The sequence below is a fragment of the Streptomyces sp. NPDC006309 genome, from assembly GCF_040613095.1.
Classification (GTDB): Bacteria; Actinomycetota; Actinomycetes; order Streptomycetales; family Streptomycetaceae; genus Streptomyces.
The window spans coordinates 210,788-227,939 of record NZ_JBEXRO010000008.1 but is presented as its reverse complement, the minus strand read 5'-3'; the positions used below and the strand labels follow the sequence as shown (position 1 = coordinate 227,939).

The window sequence follows — 17,152 nt, the reverse complement described above, 5'->3', positions numbered from 1 at the left end:
CTCACACCTGTCAGGTGCCGGCCGCGCCGGTCCTGGCCACCCTGTCGGTGACGTCCGCGGTGTCGCGGGCGGGCGGCGCGCTGACCCGTGCGTCGGTCCCGAAGTCCGAGAAGCGCAGCACGGTCGTGCTCGTCACGGGGGTGTCCCCCCGGCCCGGCGTCCTGTGGGCCAGCGGGCGCAGGGTGAGGCGGACGCTCTCCTGGCGCAGCCGCCCCCGCGCGTCCAGCCACAGGTCCACGGGCAGGGTGGCCTTCCCGAGCTGCTCACGCAGTTCCCGCTCCTGTGCGGCGTTGCCGGAGGAGAGCGCGGAGAGGGGGACGGAGACGCGGTAGTGGGTGGTGCGGGTGCCGTCGAGGGTCTGAGTGCCGACCCGGGTGACGTCCTCGGAGCCGACGTTCCTGAGGTAGCGGACCGGTTCGGCGGGGTCGCTGACCTGGGACCGGCCGGCCGCACCCCGGGCGGCCAGCCGCTTGAGGTCGATCTTCGCCCAGGCCTTGCCGCCCGGCACGGAGGCGTGCTTCCCGCCCGACGGCTTCTGGTAGACCACGCCGTCGACGACGCGCTGCTCGACGGTGGCGCCCCGCGAGGTCAGCGTGACGCGGCTGGTGCCGTCCTTCAGGCCGGCCACGCCGCTGCCGTGCGCCGTGACGGCCTGCCCCACGGCGACGACCTTGCTGGTGACCTCGATCTTCGCTGTGTCCGCGGCCACCGTCCTGCGGTAGGCGTCCTGGACGGCCCGGGCGGGCGGGGTCGCGCCCGGCCGGGCCTGCGCGTCCCCGCCCTTGCCGCCACCGTCCTCGCTGCCGCAGCCGGTCAGCCCGGCGGCGAGGACGAGGGCGGCGACGGCACTTCCGATACCAGCCTTGGACACAGTGAGGTTCCTTCCGATTGGGGCTCTTTCACGGGCACTTGACCCGATCACGGCTTCCCCGTCCGGTGCCCCTCACCCCCGGGAGGTGGCGTACCCGTGGGCCGTGGCCGCTCAGACCGTCGGCACGGTCTCGTCCCGCCGGGCGAACTGGGTGCGGTGCAGCTCCGCGTACCGGCCGCCCGCCGCCAGCAGTTCCTCGTGCGTGCCCCGTTCGGCGATCCGGCCGGCCTCCACCACCAGGATCTGATCGGCGGCCCGCACGGTGGACAGGCGGTGTGCGATGACCACGGCGGTGCGGCCCTCCAGGGCCTCGGTGAGCGCCTCCTGGACGGCCGCCTCGGAGGTGTTGTCCAGGTGGGCGGTGGCCTCGTCCAGGATGACGACGCGCTGGCGGGCCAGCAGCAGCCGGGCGATGGTCATGCGCTGGCGTTCGCCGCCGGAGAGCCGGTAGCCGCGCTCGCCGACGACCGTGTCCAGGCCGTCGGGCAGGGACCGTACTACGTCGGCGAGGCGGGCACGGCCGAGGGCGTCCCACAGGTCGTCGTCCGTGGCACCGGGCCGGGCCAGCAGCAGGTTGGCGCGGACGGTGTCGTGGAAGAGGTGACCGTCCTGGGTGACCATGCCGAGGGTGGCCCGCAGCGACGCGGCGGTCACGTCCCGGACGTCGGTGCCGCCGATGCGGACCGCGCCCGCGTCGACGTCGTACAGGCGCGGCAGGAGCTGCGCGATGGTCGACTTGCCGGCGCCTGAGGAGCCGACTAGGGCGACGGTCTGGCCGGGTTCGGCGCGGAAGGAGACGCCGTGCAGGACCTCGGCGCCGCCCCGGGTGTCGAGGGCGGCGACCTCCTCCAGGGAGGCGAGGGAGACCTGGTCGGCGGACGGGTAGGCGAAGCGGACGTCCTCGAACTCGACGGCCACCGGGCCTTCGGGGACCTCGCGGGCGTCCGGCTTCTCCGCGATGAGCGGCTTCAGGTCGAGCACCTCGAAGACCCGCTCGAAGCTGACGAGCGCGCTCATCACCTCGACCCGGGCCCCGGCGAGCGCGGTCAGCGGGGCGTACAGGCGGGTCAGCAGCAGGGCGAGGGAGACCACCGCGCCGGGCTCCAGGGTGCCGCGCAGCGCGAACCAGCCGCCCAGGCCGTAGACGAGGGCCAGGGCGAGGGCGGAGACCAGGGTGAGGGAGGTGATGAACACCGACTGGGCCGTGGCCGTGCGCACCCCGATGTCACGGACCTCGCGGGCGCGGGCCGCGAACTCGGCCGACTCCTCCTCCGGGCGGCCGAACAGCTTGACCAGGGTGGCGCCGGGGGCGGAGAACCGTTCGGTCATCCGGGTGCCCATGGCCGCGTTCAGTGTCGCCGCCTCCCGCTGCATGCGGGCCATCCGGCGGCCCATGCGGCGGGCGGGCACCACGAACACCGGGAGCAGCACCAGTGCGAGCAGGGTGATCTGCCAGGACAGGGTGAGCATCACCGCGAGCGTGAGCAGCAGGGTGACCAGGTTGCTGACCACGCCGGAGAGGGTGTTGGCGAACGCCCGCTGGGCACCGATCACGTCGTTGTTGAGACGGCTGACCAGTGCGCCCGTACGGGTACGCGTGAAGAACGCGACGGGCATGCGCTGCACATGATCGAACACGGCCGTGCGGAGGTCGAGGATGAGTCCCTCCCCGAGCGTCGACGACAGGCGCCGGCCGAGGATGCCGAGCCCCGCCTCGGCGAGGGCGACGAGGCCGATGAGCAGGGACAGCCGGACCACGGTGCGGGAGTCGTGCCCCGCCACGATCGCGTCGACGACGCGGCCGGCGAGCACGGGGGTCGCCACGGCGAGCAGGGCCGTCACCACCCCCAGGAGCACGAACCGGACGATGCCGGCACGGTGAGGGCGGGCGAAGGCGGCGATGCGGCGCAGCGTGGCGCGGGCGAGGGGGCGACGCTCGGACTGCGCGTTCATCACGCTGTGCAGTTGCGTCCAGGCGGTGGTTTCCATGCTCATGGGAGAGAACGTAGAACCTCAAGCGTCGTCGAGGTCAAGGGCCGCGCTCTGTCAGCCCCGCCGGCGCCCCCGCACCGGCGGGCCCCGCCACCCGCCGGCGGGACGGCGCGGGGCGCTTTCGGCGGTTCCTGGCCGAGGTCGCTCGCGGCGGCCGGCACGAGGTGCCTGACCTGGGTGGCCGGCGCGTTCACGCGGAAGCGGCGGTGACGCCGGGAGCGCTGACGTCCGGGGGCGCCGGTGCGCCCGGTGGCCGTCCCACGCGAAGCTACGGGGAGGTCACCGTCCCCGCCAGCGCAGGGGGCCCGAGAAGGAGGTTGCCGTATGCCGGTGCGCGTCGAACGGCAGGAGCACGTCACCACGGTCGTCCTGTCCCGGCCGGAGGCCCGCAACGCGGTGGACGGGCCGACGGCCGCCGCCCTCGCCGTCGCCTTCCGGTCGTTCGAGGCGGACGACGGCGCCCGGGTGGCGGTGCTGTGGGGGGAGGGCGGCACGTTCTGTGCGGGCGCGGACCTGAAGGCGATCGGCACGGAGCGCGGCAACCGGGTGGCGGAGGACGGCGACGGGCCGATGGGGCCGACGCGGATGCGGCTGTCCAAGCCGGTGATCGCGGCGGTGGCCGGACACGCGGTCGCGGGCGGCCTGGAACTCGCCCTGTGGTGCGATCTGCGGGTCGCGGAGGAGGACGCGGTGTTCGGGGTGTTCTGCCGGCGCTGGGGGGTGCCGCTGATCGACGGCGGCACGGTCCGGCTGCCCCGGCTGATCGGGACCGGCCGGGCCATGGACATGATTCTCACGGGCCGCCCGGTCCCCGCCCGCGAGGCGCGGGCCATGGGGCTCGCCGACCGCGTGGTGCCGGCCGGCACCGCCCGCGCCGAGGCCGAGACGCTCGCCGCACAGATCGCCCGCTTCCCCCAGGTCTGCCTGCGCGGCGACCGCGCGTCGGTCCTCGACCAGGAGGGCCGGGACGAGGAGACGGCACTGCGCACCGAACTGCACCACGGCATGGCCGTCCTGGCCCACGGCACGCAGGGCGCAGCCCGCTTCGCCTCCGGCTCCGGCCGGCACGGCACGTTCCCGGACACGTGAGGCGCCGCCCCTGGGACGCCTCGATCCGGCTCTGGCTATGGCTCCGCTACGGTTTGTGGGTTACCCAGAGCAGTTCCGCCGGCCAGCGGTGTGCCCAGTCGGGTGGGTCGGTTTCGTTGTAGCCGTTGGGCGTTCCGAGTTCGGGCCGCGGCTCGATGAGGTCGTCGATGATGAGACCCGCGCCGCACAGGACCTTGACCCAGTCGCCGTAGGTGAGCTGATAGCTGGTCGCGCCGTCGTCCTCGGCGATGGTGTTCAGCCCGAAGTAGTCCTGCCGCAGCGTCGTGGTCACGCGGCCGGCGGCTTCGTCGTAGCAAGCTTCGAACCATGGGCTGGCGACGTTGAACACCAGGCGCCCGCCTCGGCCCAAGACGCGTGCGGCCTCCGGGACGGCCAGGTGCGGGGGCGCCCAGCTGAGCCCACCGAAGTCGCAGAACACCAGGTCGAAGCTGTCGGCGGCGAAGGGGAGTTGTTCGGCGGCGCCTTGTACCAGCGGGTAGCGGGCCGCTCCCATCGCGCGGGCCGCCGCGGCGAGTTGGGCTTCGGACAGGTCGAGCCCGACCACGGTGGCGCCCTCGGCGGCGAGCGCTCTGGACCACTGGCCGGCGCCGCAGCCGAGTTCGAGGACACGCTTGCCGGTGACGTCGCCCAGGGCGTGCAGGTGCGCGTCGGGGATGGAGTACATGCCCCACAGCCGGGGTGTGGCGCCGATTCGCGGGTCGTGCTTGTGCTGGTAGGAGCTGCTGATCTGGTTCCAGAGCCGCCGGTTGGCGGGGATGTTGTCCACGGGCCGACTCCAGCACTGCCTGCCGGGGGCGGTCAACACGATCAGGGCACTGGCCGGCCCTCGCCTCGGTCCGGCCCTGGCTCGGCCCATGATCCGCCGGACGAGCCCTGGGCCGTGCTGACCCGTACCTCTCCGCCCCCGGGGTCGACCAGGTCGTGCCAGCGGTCGGTGAGGGTCAGGGGACGGTGGGGTGAGGCGGTGCCGGGGCGTTCGCGGTGCAGCAGGCGGCCGTCCTGGTGGACGAGGAGGACCGGGCGGGTCAGCGGGGTGCCGGTGCGCAGCACATGGCGGGCGGGCCGGGCGCCCGGTGTGACGCGGTTGGGGACGATCCAGCGCAGCGGCGCCTCGACGGTGACGGGTACGCCCGGGTCCGGCCAGGGCGCGCCCGCCAGGAGGTCCAGGACGGCGCCGGCCGCCCGGGCGCCCTCGCGGGCCGCGGTGCCGGCGGGCTCCACGGCGTGCAGGACGTTGCCGGCGGCGAGGACGCCGGGCCGCGAGGTGTGCAGGGAACCGCCGACGGCGGGGCCGCGGGTGCCGGGGTCGAGGATGAGGCCGCCGCGCCGGGCGAGTTCGTGGTCGGGGACGAAGTCGCCGGTGAACACGACGGTGTCGCACGGCAGTACCGCCGTACGGCCGTCCCGGTGGCGGACGCGGACGCCGGACAGCCGCCCGTGGCCCAGGAGTTCGGCGACCGTGGTGCCGGTCAGCAGCGGGATGCCGTGGAGCAGCCGGGCCGCCTGGGCGCGGGCACGGCCCGTTCCGGCGCGCGGGTGTTCCGTGACCAGGGCGACGACCCCGGTGCCGGCGGCGCGCAGGGTGCCGACGGCCGCGTAGGAGACGTCCTCGGCGCCGACGACGACCGCGCGGCTGCCGATGTGCTGACCGAACAGGTGGACGGCCTGCTGGAGTTCGCCGGTGGTGTAGACGCCGGCGGGGCGGGTGCCGGGCACCAGCCGGGCGGGGCGCGGGCGTTCGCGGGCTCCGGTGGCCAGGACGACCGCCCGCGCCTCGATGATCTCGTGCCCGCCGGGACCGACGGCATGGAGCGCCGGGCCCTCGGGCGCCCAGTCCAGCGCGGTCGTCCGGGTGCGGACCGTGGCGCCCGCTCGTTCGGCGGCCTCGGTGAGCAGGCGGGCGTAGCGGGGGCCGGTCAGCGGATGCGTCCAGGTGCCGAAGCCGCCGTGCGCGCAGTGGCGGGGGACTCCGCCGGGCGACGCCTCACGTTCCAGCACCTCCACGCGTCCGGCGCCGGCCACGGCCAGCCGCGCCGCGGCGGCGAGCCCGGCGGGGCCCGCTCCGACGACGAGGACGTCGACGCGGCGCGCTGTCGTCATGGCCGGTTCCTTCCGCCGTCCGTCCCCCGCTCGAACAGCTCGCGCACCGCCGCCCCGCAGTAGAAGCCCTGGCAGCGGCCCGCCCGGGCCCGGGTGCGGCGGCGCAGGCCCTCCAGGCTGCGGGGCGGGAGCGGCCCGGCGAGGGCGTCGCGGATCTCGCCGCGGGAGACGCGCTCGCAGTGGCAGACGAGGATGCCGTACTCGGGGTCCGCGGCGATGAGGCCGGGCCGCTGGTAGGGGCGGGGGAAGGCCTCGCCGAGCTGGGGCAGGGCGACCGCGTCCGGTTCGCGTACCGGGCCGGGGTCGAGGCCGGCGTCGGTGAGCAGGCCGGTGACGTGGGCGGCGATGGCCAGGGACGCGGTGAGGCCGGTGGAGCGGATGCCGCCGACGGTGACGTACGCCTGCCCGGGGTGGCTGGTGATCCGGTAGTCCTCGTGCCCGGTGGCCGCCCGCAGTCCGGCGTAGACGGCGGTGACCTCCTCGTCGAGGAGGGCGGGCAGGATGCGCCGGCCCTGGTCGCGCAGCGTGGCGAGCCCGTCGGCGGTGGACCCGGTGGCCCTTTTGTCGCGCAGGTCCTCGGCGGTGGGGCCGAGGAGGACGTTGCCGTGGACGGTGGGGGCGACCAGGACGCCCTTGCCGAGGGCGGTGGGGACGGGCAGCAGGATGTGCCGGACGAGGGGGCGGGCGAGCTTGTCGAACACCAGGAGCTGGCCGCGGCGCGGGGTGACGGTGAAGTCCTGGTGGCCGAGCCGGCGGTCCAGGGTGTCGGCGTGCAGTCCGGCCGCGTTGACCAGGTGGCGGGCGCGCAGGGTGCCCCTGGTGGTGGTCAGCCGGTGCCCGTCCGCTGCCCACCGCGCGTCGCGTACGCCGGCGTTGAGGTGCAGGTCGGCTCCGGCGCCGACGGCCTGGGTGGCGTAGGCGAGGGTGGTCGTCCAGGGGCAGATGACGCTCTCGCCGGGGATGTGCAGGGCGCCGAGCGCGCCGGGGCCGAGATGGGGTTCGCGGGCGTACAGCTCGCCGGGACCCAGCAGCGCGAGGTCGGGGCAGGCGTTGCGCTCGGCCTTCGCGGCGAGCCGGGGCAGCGCGGCCAGTTGCTCCTCGTCCCAGGCGACCAGCAGCGCGCCGACCCGTTCGACGGGGATGCCGGTCTCGGCGGCGTAGGCGCCGAGCCGCCCGTAGCCCTCGCGGACCAGGCGGGCCTCCAGGGTGCCGGGGGTGGCGTCGAAACCGGTGTGCAGGATGGCCGTGTTGGCCTTGGAGGTGCCCTGGCCGACGTCGTCCTGGGCCTCGACGAGGGCGATGCGCAGGCGGGGGTGGCGGGCGAGTTCGCGGGCGATGGCGCAGCCGACGACGCCGGCGCCGACGATCGCCACGTCGTACGGCGTCGACGGCAGCGGGCCGTCCGCGGTGACGGTCACGGGCCGAGGAGGGCCGCGACGGCGCCGCGGAAGCGGGCGCGGCGTTCGGCGGCCCGGTCGGCCGGGATGCGGGGCTCGTACACGGTGGCGGGTTTCCAGTCGGGCAGGGCGTCCTCGACGCTCAGTGCGGGGTCCGCGCCGAGGCGGGCGAGGGCGGCGGCGCCGAGCGCGGTGGCGTCGGGCAGCGCGGACACCTCGACGGGGCGCTGGAGCAGGTCGGCCTGGGCCTGCATGAGGAGCGTGGAGCGGGTCAGGCCGCCGTCGACGCGGAGGGTGTCCAGCGGGGTGCCGAGGTCGGTGGCGGCGGCCTCGGCGAGTTCGGCGACCTGGGCGGCGATGCCCTCGCACAGGGCGCGCACCAGGTGCCCGGGGGTGGTGTCGAGGCCGAGGCCGGTCAGGGAGCCGCGCAGGTCGCCGCGCCACCAGGGGGCGGCGAGTCCGGCGAGGGCCGGGACGAAGGTGACCCCGCCGCTGTCGGGGACGCTGCCGCCGACCGGGTCGAGGTCGGCGGCGCAGGAGAGGACGCCGAGGTCGGTGAGCCAGCGGACGGCGGAGGCGGCCGTGTACACCTGGCCGTCCAGGCAGTAGCTGGTGTGTCCGGCGAGCCGCCAGGCCACGCAGCTGACCAGGCCCGAGGCGCCGCGCCGGGGGCGGTCGCCGGTGTGGGCGAGGAGGAACGCGCCGGTGCCGTAGGTGCACTTGGCGGCGCCGGGCCCGGTGACGCGCTGGGCGAGCAGGGCGGCCTGCTGGTCGACGGCGAGGCCGGTCAGCGGGATCTCGGGGCCGAACGCCCGTGTCGTGCCGACGGGTTGCGCGGCGTCGGTCACCTCGGGCAGGCGTTCGCCGGCCAGCCCGTACAGGTCGAGGGCGCGCGGGGACCAGGTGACGCCGTCCAGGTCCAGCAGCTGGGTGCGGCCGGCGGTGGCGGCGTCGGTGACGAAGGCGCCGGTGAGGCGGTGGATCAGCCAGGCGTCGGAGGTGGTGACGACGCCCTCACGGGTGAGGTGACGGCGGATCCAGGCCATTTTGGGTGCGGCGAAGTAGGGGTCGAGGGGCAGGCCGGTCAGCTGCCGCAGCTCGTCCGCGTGCGCGGTCAGTCCGGCACAGACGGTCTCGGCGCGCCGGTCCTGCCACACCAGGGCGTCGGTGAGCGGACGGCCGGTGGCGGGGTCCCAGGCGAGGACGGTCTCGCCCTGGTTGGCGAGGCCGAGCGCGACGACGTCCTCACCGGCCTCGGCGAGCGCGCGGCGGCCGGCTTCGACCACGGAGTCGTACAGCCCGGCCGGGTCCACCTCGACCAGGCCGCCGGGCAGGTACCGGGGGCGGACCTCGGCGAATCCGGTGCCGAGGACACCGCGTTCGGGGCAGACGACGAGCGCCTTGGTGCCGGAGGTGCCCTGGTCGACGGCGAGCACCGGCCCCGTCATCGCCCGCCCTCCGCCGCGGCACTGAAGATCACCGCTTCAGCCTGCCGTCGCACGGGGGGCGGCGTCAAGGGTTTACGGATTCGTCCAACTGATCTGTTCAATGGTTGAGTTGGCAATAATGGTTCGGCGGGAACCCGCGCCTCTATAGTGACCGCCGACCACATGCGAGATCTTCATGACCGCCCAGGGGAGGGCTGTTGCTACGTCACCCCGCCACCACGCCCGCGTGCCAGTGGCAAGGGGCCGGCGGCTGATGGCCAGAGACGGAGTCCGCCCCTCCTACGATCCCGCCGGCCCCGACCAGGCGCTGCGCGCCGCCCTCCAGGATCTGCGCACCGGCCGCTGGATGGCCATGCGCTCCCTGCTCGGGGACACCACGCAGTGGTGGCGGTGGACCCAGCGCACCCAGATCCTCGCGGCGGCCGCGGCCGGCACCGACGTGGTGCGGGCCTGGCTCGCCGAGGAGCCGGGGAACGTGCACGCCGCGGTGATGCACGCCCGGGTCCTGGTGGAGCGGGCGCTGCGGGCCCGGCGCGAACGGCACCGCCGTACCCACGAGTTGTGGATCGAGGCGTGGGACGCCGCCCAGTCCGCCACGGCCACCGCCCCACGGGACCCCGTGCCCTGGGTGTGTCTGCTGGCGCTGGCCCAGCTGGACCCGGAGCAGCGCTGGGAGGAGCACCGGGCCGCCGCGCCGGAGCCGATGCTGCCGCCGGGGCCCTGGGGGCTGCTGGCCGAGGCCCGCAGCCGCGACCCGGACAACCGCGAGGCGCACCACCGGATGCTCCAGTTCCTTTACGTGCGCGGCGGTTCGGGCCGGCTGGCGGAGGCCGCCGGGTACGCGCAGTGGGCCGCCGGGCAGGCTCCGCCCGGTGCCGCGGCGCATCTGCTGCCGCTGTACGTGCGGGTCGAGCGCTACCGCCGGGACAGCGGCCACGACGCGGCGCTGGACCTGCACTGGGTGGTGGACGAGGCGGCCCGCGAGGCACGGCGCGCCCTGCACACCTGGTTCGAGCACACCGAGCCCGCCGAACGCTCGCTGTCCGACCTCAACCATCTGGCGCACGCCCTGTGGGGTTCCCTCCAGTTCGCGGAGGCCGCGCGGGTGTTCGAGGCGATCGGGCCGTACTTCACGCCCCCGCCGTGGATGTACCGCACCCCGGACCGGGAGCGTGCCGTGGAGGTCTTCGTCCAGGCCCGGGACCGCTGCCGGGCCGCCGTGGACGGCCCCCGCCCCTGACCGGAACGGCAACCCCGGATGACCGGCCCGGCACCCCCGGAACCGACGCCCCACCCCGCACCGCCCCGGAACTCCCCGCACCAGGAAATCCCCGCTCACCCCCCTGAACGTGCCCTGTTCGACAACCTGTTGATCCCGGAGGTCCCCGCGTGTCCCCCATCCCCGATTCCTCGTCCGCCCCCGCCAAGGGCCTGCCGCAGCAGGACGAGGAGCAGCGCCTGCGTGAACTCGGCTACCGGCCGGTGCTGGCCCGCCGCATGGGCGGTTTCGGCAACTTCGCGATCAGCTTCTCGGTGATCTCGATCCTGTCCGGCTGCATGACCCTGTACGGCTTCGGCCTGAACACCGGCGGCCCCGCCGTGATGCTGTGGGGCTGGGCCGGCGTCGGCGTGTTCGTGCTGTGCGTCGGGCTGGCGCTCGCCGAGGTCACCAGCGCCTACCCGACCTCGGGCGCCCTGTACTACATGGCCGACCGGCTCGGCGGCCGGCGCTGGGGCTGGTACACCGGCTGGCTGAACCTGCTGGGGCTGCTCGGCGCGATCGCCGGCATCGACTACGGCGCCGCCCTGTTCACCGGCGCGTTCGCCAACCTCCAGTGGGGCTTCGAGCCGACGCCCGGCAGGACCATGCTGATCTTCTGCGTGATCCTGCTGCTGCACGCGGTGCTGAACCTGTTCGGTGTCCGCCTGGTCAGTGTGCTCAACTCGGTCAGCGTGTGGTGGCACCTGGCGGGTGTCGCGCTGATCGTCGGCGCGCTGGCGGTCGTCCCCGACCACCACCGGTCGGCGTCCTTCGTGTTCACGAAGTTCGTCAACGAGACCGGCTGGCACAACCCCCTGTACGTGGCGGCGATCGGCCTGCTGCTCGCGCAGTACACCTTCTCCGGATACGACGCCTCCGCCCACCTGTCGGAGGAGACCTCGCACGCCTCGGTGGCCGCGTCCCGCGGGATCGTCCGGGCCATCTGGGTCTCCTGGCTCGCCGGCTTCGCCCTGCTGGCCGGGCTGACCTTCGCCATCCAGGACTACGACGCCACGCGCACCACGGACACCGGTGTGCCGCCCGCCCAGATCCTGCTCGACGGTCTCGGCACCGGGGGCGCCTGCGCGCTGCTGCTCGTGGTGATCGTCGCCCAGCTGTTCTGCGGGAACGCCGAGGTCGCCGCGGCCAGCCGGATGGTGTTCGCGTTCAGCCGGGACGGGGCGCTGCCCGGCTCGCACCTGTGGCGCAAGGTGAGCGACCGCACCCAGACCCCGGTCGCCGCGGTCTGGCTGTCCGTGGCCGTGGCCTGCGTCCTCGCCCTGCCGTCGCTGTACTCGGCGACGGCGTACAACGCGGTGACCGCCATCAACGTCATCGGCATCACCCCGGCCTACGCGATCCCCGTCTACCTGCGGCTGCGCGCGGGCGACCGGTTCCAGCGGGGGCCGTGGCACCTGGGCCGCTGGAGCAGACCGGTCGGCTGGGTGGCGGTCGTGTGGGTGGCGTGCGTGACCATCCTGTTCTGCCTGCCGCAGTCGTCACCGGTGAACGTCGACACGATGAACTACGCGTCGGTGGCGCTCGCCGTGGTCCTGGTCCTCGCCAGCGTCTGGTGGTACGTCGCCCGCCGGTCGTACGGCACGCCCTCGACGGCCTCCTACGGCAGCGACCGCGAACAGGCCGACCTGGCCGAGGGCATCGTCTGAGCCGGCTGTCCGGTGAGCGCCGGTCCCGGTACGGAACACGCGCACCGGATACGGCAGGATGAACGAACGCGCCGGTCACCGGAGTTCCGGGGCCGGCGCGGTCGCACATCCCGGACATCGAGCAGGTGGCAACGTGACGAGACTTCCCCGCAGGCCTTCCGTAGCGGTTCCGTGCCCGGGAGGTGACCGGTGAACCGCACGCCGACCCTGGACGACCTCGTCCTCGCCGGAATCGCCCTGGGAGCGGGCCTGCTGCTCGCCTTCCTGTCGCGCACCCTGCTGCACTGGCTCGGGGGGCACGCCAAGCGGACCCGCTGGAGCGGAGACGACGTCATCGTGGACGCGCTGCGCTCGGTCGTGCCGTGGGCGGCGATCGCGGGCGGCGCGGCGGCGGCAGCGGCGGTGCTGCCGCTCACCGGAGCCGTCCAGCACCATGCCGACCAGTGGCTCCAGGTGTGGCTGATCGCCGTGGTGACGTTCTCCGCGGCCCGGGTCATCGCCGGCCTGGTGCGTACGGTCACCCAGTCCCGCTCGGGCGTGGCGGGCTCGGCGACGATCTTCGTCAACATCACCCGGGTGCTGGTCCTGGCGATCGGTTTCCTGATCGTCCTCCAGACCCTCGGCATCTCGATAGCGCCCCTGCTCACCGCCCTGGGTGTGGGCGGTCTGGCCGTGGCCCTGGCCTTGCAGGACACGCTCGCCAACCTCTTCGCGGGCGTCCACATCCTCGCCTCCAGGACCGTCCAGCCGGGCGACTACATCCGGCTGAGCAGCGGTGAGGAGGGTTACGTCGTCGACATCAACTGGCGTCAGACGACGGTCCGCCAGCTCTCCAACAACCTGGTGGTCATCCCCAACGGCCAGCTCGCCAAGGCCAACATGACCAACTACACCCGCCCCGAGCAGGGACTGACCGTCCTGGTGCAGGTGGGCGTGGGCTACGACTCCGACCTGGAGCACGTCGAGCGGGTCACCGCGGAGGTGGTCTCGGAGGTCATGACGGACGTCACGGGCGCGGTCCCCGACCATGAACCCGCCGTCCGCTTCCACACCTTCGGCGACTCCCGGATCGGTTTCACGGTGATCCTCGGCGTGGGCGAGTTCAGCGACCAGTACCGGATCAAGCACGAGTTCATCAAGCGCCTGCACCGCCGCTACCGCGAGGAGGGCATCCGCATCCCGGCTCCCACCCGCACGGTGTCCCTCCAGCAGGGCGCGGTGGTGATCCCGCAGCAGCGCAACGCCGAGGAGATGACCCCGGACTCCTTCCGGACCGACTAGGACGGGCTCGCGGCGAAACCCGGCACAGCGTCGCACGGCCGGTCGGACCACCGGCGGCCCCGCCTCGACGCGGCGCAGCACCGGGGGAAGGCGGTCCAGGTCGGGGCCCGTCTGGATCTGTCGCTCGTCCCTCCAGGTGGCACCGGCGTCGCGCAGGGGACCGGTCACGTCTCCGGCCTTCGCCGCGTCCGGGGGCGTGGCACCGCCGAGCACGATCTCGAAGGGGCGCTCGTTCCCGGCTGTGCGGTGTTCGCGTACATAGCCGACCAGGTCGCGTACCTCCGCCACGGCCGGCACCTGACCGTGCGAGGCCGTCTCGAACAGGGGCGCCGCGCCGTCCCACCGCGCTGCCCGCCGCATGGGCGCACGACGCGGCCAGAACCCGCCGGTCCACACCGGCGGGCGGGGCCGTTGCACACTGGCGGGCAGCAGCGCCACGTCCCGGGCCTCGTAGTGCCGACCGTGGTGGTTCACCGGCTCACCGGACCAGAAGCGGCCCACCAACTGGAGTCCCTCGTCCAGGGGTCGGCGAACTCACCGGAATTCGGGATGTTCACGGAGAAGCGCATGCCGGCAGGACGCGCAGCCGGCCACGAAGCAGCAACCCTGTGCCGGGGGCAGGCAGCCCTCGTCCGGGAGCCGGTCTGTACGTCGGCGGCGGCCAGAACCGGATCCGACCCTATGGCCGGGTCCCCGGTGCGCCGGCCGGGGTGCCGTGGGCCGGGGCCGGGGACGGGATCCGCGGGAGCAGGGCCCCGGCCGCGAGGCCGCCGAGGCCGATCACCGCGAGCGTGATCATTGCGACGGCGTAGGCGCCCTTGCTGAGTCCCGCGACGAGGATGGTGCCGGCGATCGCCGTACCGAAGGACGAGCCGAGGTTGGACACGCTGCGGGACAGGCCGGAGATCTCGCCCTGCCGCTCCTCCGGGAAGCTCGACTGGACGACGTTCACCGACGGCGTCAGCATCAGGCCCAGGCCGAGCCCGACGAGGAGCAGTCCGGGCACGAACGCCCAGGCCGTGGAGAAACTGCCGGCCAGGCCGACCAGTATCCCCACGCCCGCGACGGCGACCACGAAGCCGGTCGTGATCAGCGTCCGCTGGGACCGCCGCCGCGCCAGCGCCTCGGCGGACAGCGACGTCACGAGCAGCCCGAGCGTGGCCGCCGTGAAGATCACGCCGGTCTGGACGGCGTCGTAGCCGCGCACCACCTGGAGGTAGGCGGCCACCGTGAACGACGTGCCCATGAGCAGCAGCCACTGGGCGTTCTGCGTGATCAGTCCGAGGTTGGAGGTGCGATTGCGGAACAGGCCGAGCGAGAGCAGCGGTTCCTTGCCGGCCCGTTCCTTGGCGCCGGACGAGCGGAGGAACCAGGCGAGGACGAGGACGCCGAGGACGATCAGGACGATCATCAGCCAGAGGTTGTTGTCCGCCGCCAGGATGCCCATGACGACCAGGACCAGGCCCGTCGCGGACAGGACCGCTCCGAAGGTGTCGAAGGAACGGGTGGGGTCCGGGGGCAGGGGGTCCTCGATACGGCGGCTGAGCCAGACGATCACCGCGATGACCAGCGCCTGGAACACGAAGGCGGCGCGCCAGCTGATGCCGGTGGTGATGAGCCCGCCGATCAGCGGTCCGGCCGCGGCCCCGATGCCGCCCAGCGCCATGATGATCCCGAACGCGCGGGCGCGGGAGGTCAGGTCCCGGTGGAGCAGCGTGGTGAGGATGTAGACGGGCGGGATGAGCAGGGCCGTGCCGACGCCCTCCAGGACGGAGTTGCCCAGGATGAGGACACCGAGCCCCGGGGACACCGCGCTCAGCAGCGCGCCGACGCCGTAGACCAGGAGTCCGGTGACGAAGCAGCGCTTGCGGCCGTAGCGGTCGGTCAGTTTGCCGCCGGGGATCATCAGCGCGGCCATCACCAGCAGGAAGACGGTGATGGCCACCTGGACGCCCTGGACGCTGGTGTCGAGGTCCTTGCTGATGTCGTTGATCATCACGTTCATGTTGGAGCCGGCGAAGCTACAGATGAACTGGGCGAGGGCCAGCGCGGCGAGTATCCGCCGCTGCTCCGGCGGCGGCTGTGTCCGACCGGTCCCGTCAGTCATCCCGTGGTCCCCTCCCCCGTGGCCCCGGTGGGTACCGTGAGGCCCTGGATGGCGGGATGCCGGGCCGTGCCGGTGCCGGCGTCCGTCGTGGCCCGGCCCAGTTCCTCGTCGAGGGCCATGGCGGCGGTGACCAGGGCGAGATGCGTGAACGCCTGCGGGAAGTTGCCGAGCTGCTCCCCCGACGGACCGATCTCCTCGGCGAACAGGCCGACGTGGTTGGCGTAGGTGAGCATCTTGTCGAAGGCGTACCGGGCCTGGTGGAGCCGGCCGCTGCGGGCGAGGGCCTCGACGTAGAAGAAGCTGCACAGGTTGAACGTGCCCTCGGAGCCGCGCAGTCCGTCGGGCGAGGCCGCCGGGTCGTACCGGTAGACCAGACTGTCGCTGACCAGTTCCCCGTCCATGGCGTCGAGGGTGCTGATCCAGTCGGGGTCGCGCGGGGACAGGAACCCGACCCGGGGCATCAGCAGCAGCGAGGCGTCCAGGACGTCGGTGTCGAAGTGCTGGACGAAGGCCTGCCGCTTGTCGTGCCAGCCCCGTTCGATGATCTGGTGGAAGACCGCGTCCCGGACGGCCGTCCAGCGGGCGGTGTCGGCGGGGCGGGAGAAGTCGGTGGCGGCCCGTATGCCCCGGTCGAAGGCGACCCAGGTCATCAGCCGGCTGTAGGTGAAGTCCTGCCGGCCGCCCCGGGTCTCCCAGATACCCTCGTCCGGCCGGTCCCAGTTGTCGGCCAGCCAGTCCAGTACGCCGCTCAGCGCCTTCCAGCCGCGGACCGCGCCGATGTCGCCGCCGACCGACAGGGCGTCCGAGGCCTCGCCGTAGATGTCCAGCTGGAGCTGGTCGACGGCCGCGTTGCCCGCCCGTACCGGCCGTGACCCCCGGTAGCCCTCCAGGTGGTCGAGGGCCTCCTCGCCCAGGTGGGGGTCGCCGTCCACGCGGTACATGATCTGCAAGGGGTCGCCCGAGGCGGTGCCGCCGGCCTCGACGCGGTCGCGCAGCCAGCGCCGGAAGGCGTACGCCTCCGCCTTGAATCCCAGGTCGGTCAGGGCGCCCACGGACAGTGAGCCGTCCCGTACCCAGGTGTAGCGGTAGTCCCAGTTGCGCTCCCCGCCGACCTGCTCGGGCAGTCCCATGGTGGCGGCGGCGATGGGCGCCCCCGTCGGCGCGTAGGTGAGCAGTTTGAGGGTGATGGCCGACCGGTTCACCATGTCCTGCCAGCGCCCGTGGTAGGTGCTGGAGCGCAGCCAGGACAGCCAGAACAGGCGGCACTTCTCGATGTCCTCGGCGATCTCGGGCAGCGCGGGGGCGTGCGGAGCGGGGGCGTCGCCGGCCGCGCTGGTCAGCACGAAGGCGACGGCCTGTCCCGCGCCGAGGGTGAAGCGTGCGGTGACGTCCGCGCCGTCGGCGCGCAGGGCGGCCCCGGGGGTGGACTGGACGTGCAGGTCGGTGCCCGGGCCGCGCAGGACGGCCTGGTGGTCGTCGGTGACGCCGAGCGTGTGCGGGGCCCGCCCGTAGTCGAAGCGCGGCCTGCACGCGAAGGTGAAGGGCAGGCTGCCGCGCAGGACCCGGGCGACCCTGATCAGGCGGTGCCGGTCGGTGGGTGCCGGGGAGTCGACGGGGGGCATGAAGTCGGCGACCTCGCCGACTCCGCCCGGCCCCATGAACCGGGTGATCAGGATCGCCGTGTCGGACAGGTACAGCTGCCGGACCGACACGCTGCCGTCGAGGCCCTCCGCGGCGAGCCGGCAGTGCCCGCCGCGCTCGCAGTCCAGCAGCGAGGCGAAGACGCTGGGCGAGTCGAAGCGGGGGGGCACCACCAGTCGACGGTTCCCCCGGACGACACCAGAGCCGCCGTCTGGAGGTCACCCACCAGCCCGTGCTCCGCTATGGGCGGATACCTGTCCATCGCGTCTCCTCCCCG

General features: G+C 73.8%; 11 protein-coding genes and 2 pseudogenes. 4 read left to right on the top strand and 9 right to left on the bottom strand.

Annotated elements, in window-relative coordinates:
- Window positions 1–10 precede the first annotated feature (10 nt).
- The gene (locus tag ABZ117_RS14385; protein ID WP_356820568.1) at window positions 11–871 is read right to left on the bottom strand and encodes a hypothetical protein; all 861 of its coding nucleotides are present in this window, start codon (window positions 869–871) and stop codon (window positions 11–13) included.
- A 111-nt stretch (window positions 872–982) separates the two neighbouring features.
- Complete coding sequence (locus ABZ117_RS14380; protein WP_356820615.1) at window positions 983–2,860, bottom strand: ABC transporter ATP-binding protein; 1,878 nt, start codon at window positions 2,858–2,860, stop codon at window positions 983–985.
- 327 nt (window positions 2,861–3,187) lie between these two features.
- Between ABZ117_RS14380 and ABZ117_RS14375 the strand changes: the two genes are divergently transcribed.
- Window positions 3,188–3,952: a crotonase/enoyl-CoA hydratase family protein gene (locus tag ABZ117_RS14375; RefSeq protein WP_356820566.1), complete on the top strand. Its 765-nt coding sequence runs from the start codon at window positions 3,188–3,190 to the stop codon at window positions 3,950–3,952.
- A gap of 46 nt (window positions 3,953–3,998) precedes the next feature.
- Here the strand turns inward: ABZ117_RS14375 and ABZ117_RS14370 are convergent, their stop codons facing one another.
- Genes ABZ117_RS14370 through ABZ117_RS14355 form a run of 4 tightly spaced genes read right to left on the bottom strand, consistent with a single transcriptional unit; the run spans window position 3,999 to window position 8,918 of the window.
- A complete protein-coding gene (locus tag ABZ117_RS14370; RefSeq protein WP_356820564.1) occupies window positions 3,999–4,739 on the bottom strand; it encodes a class I SAM-dependent methyltransferase in 741 nt (246 codons plus the stop codon).
- Between the two features lie 41 nt (window positions 4,740–4,780).
- Window positions 4,781–6,073 (bottom strand): FAD-dependent oxidoreductase, encoded by a 1,293-nt coding sequence (locus ABZ117_RS14365; RefSeq protein ID WP_356820562.1) that lies wholly within the window; start codon window positions 6,071–6,073, stop codon window positions 4,781–4,783.
- Window positions 6,070–7,491 carry an FAD-dependent oxidoreductase gene (locus tag ABZ117_RS14360; protein WP_356820560.1) on the bottom strand — a complete coding sequence of 474 codons (1,422 nt, stop codon included), beginning with the start codon at window positions 7,489–7,491 and terminating at the stop codon, window positions 6,070–6,072. Before ABZ117_RS14360 ends, ABZ117_RS14365 begins: the two co-directional genes overlap by 4 nt.
- A complete protein-coding gene (locus ABZ117_RS14355) occupies window positions 7,488–8,918 on the bottom strand; it encodes an FGGY family carbohydrate kinase (protein WP_356820558.1) in 1,431 nt (476 codons plus the stop codon). The genes ABZ117_RS14360 and ABZ117_RS14355 overlap by 4 nt, the downstream gene beginning before the upstream one ends.
- Before the next feature lie 253 nt (window positions 8,919–9,171).
- On the opposite strand from ABZ117_RS14355, the gene ABZ117_RS14350 reads away from it, so the two are divergent.
- From ABZ117_RS14350 to ABZ117_RS14340, 3 genes are all read left to right on the top strand, one after another.
- Window positions 9,172–10,158 carry a hypothetical protein gene (locus ABZ117_RS14350; protein WP_356820556.1) on the top strand — a complete coding sequence of 329 codons (987 nt, stop codon included), beginning with the start codon at window positions 9,172–9,174 and terminating at the stop codon, window positions 10,156–10,158.
- Window positions 10,159–10,307: 149 nt separating this feature from the next.
- Window positions 10,308–11,846: an amino acid permease gene (locus ABZ117_RS14345; RefSeq protein ID WP_356820554.1), complete on the top strand. Its 1,539-nt coding sequence runs from the start codon at window positions 10,308–10,310 to the stop codon at window positions 11,844–11,846.
- A 189-nt stretch (window positions 11,847–12,035) separates the two neighbouring features.
- Complete coding sequence (locus ABZ117_RS14340) at window positions 12,036–13,127, top strand: mechanosensitive ion channel family protein (RefSeq protein ID WP_356820553.1); 1,092 nt, start codon at window positions 12,036–12,038, stop codon at window positions 13,125–13,127.
- A gap of 45 nt (window positions 13,128–13,172) precedes the next feature.
- On the opposite strand, the pseudogene ABZ117_RS14335 reads toward ABZ117_RS14340, so the two are convergent.
- From ABZ117_RS14335 to ABZ117_RS14325, 3 genes and pseudogenes are all read right to left on the bottom strand, one after another.
- Window positions 13,173–13,649 (bottom strand): annotated as a pseudogene (locus ABZ117_RS14335) (LLM class flavin-dependent oxidoreductase); the annotation flags it as partial.
- Between the two features lie 157 nt (window positions 13,650–13,806).
- Window positions 13,807–15,234, bottom strand: a complete 1,428-nt coding sequence (locus tag ABZ117_RS14330; protein ID WP_356820551.1) for an MFS transporter — start codon at window positions 15,232–15,234, stop codon at window positions 13,807–13,809.
- Window positions 15,231–17,137 (bottom strand): annotated as a pseudogene (locus tag ABZ117_RS14325) (glycoside hydrolase family 15 protein). The gene ABZ117_RS14330 and the pseudogene ABZ117_RS14325 overlap by 4 nt, the downstream one beginning before the upstream one ends.
- Window positions 17,138–17,152 lie beyond the last annotated feature (15 nt).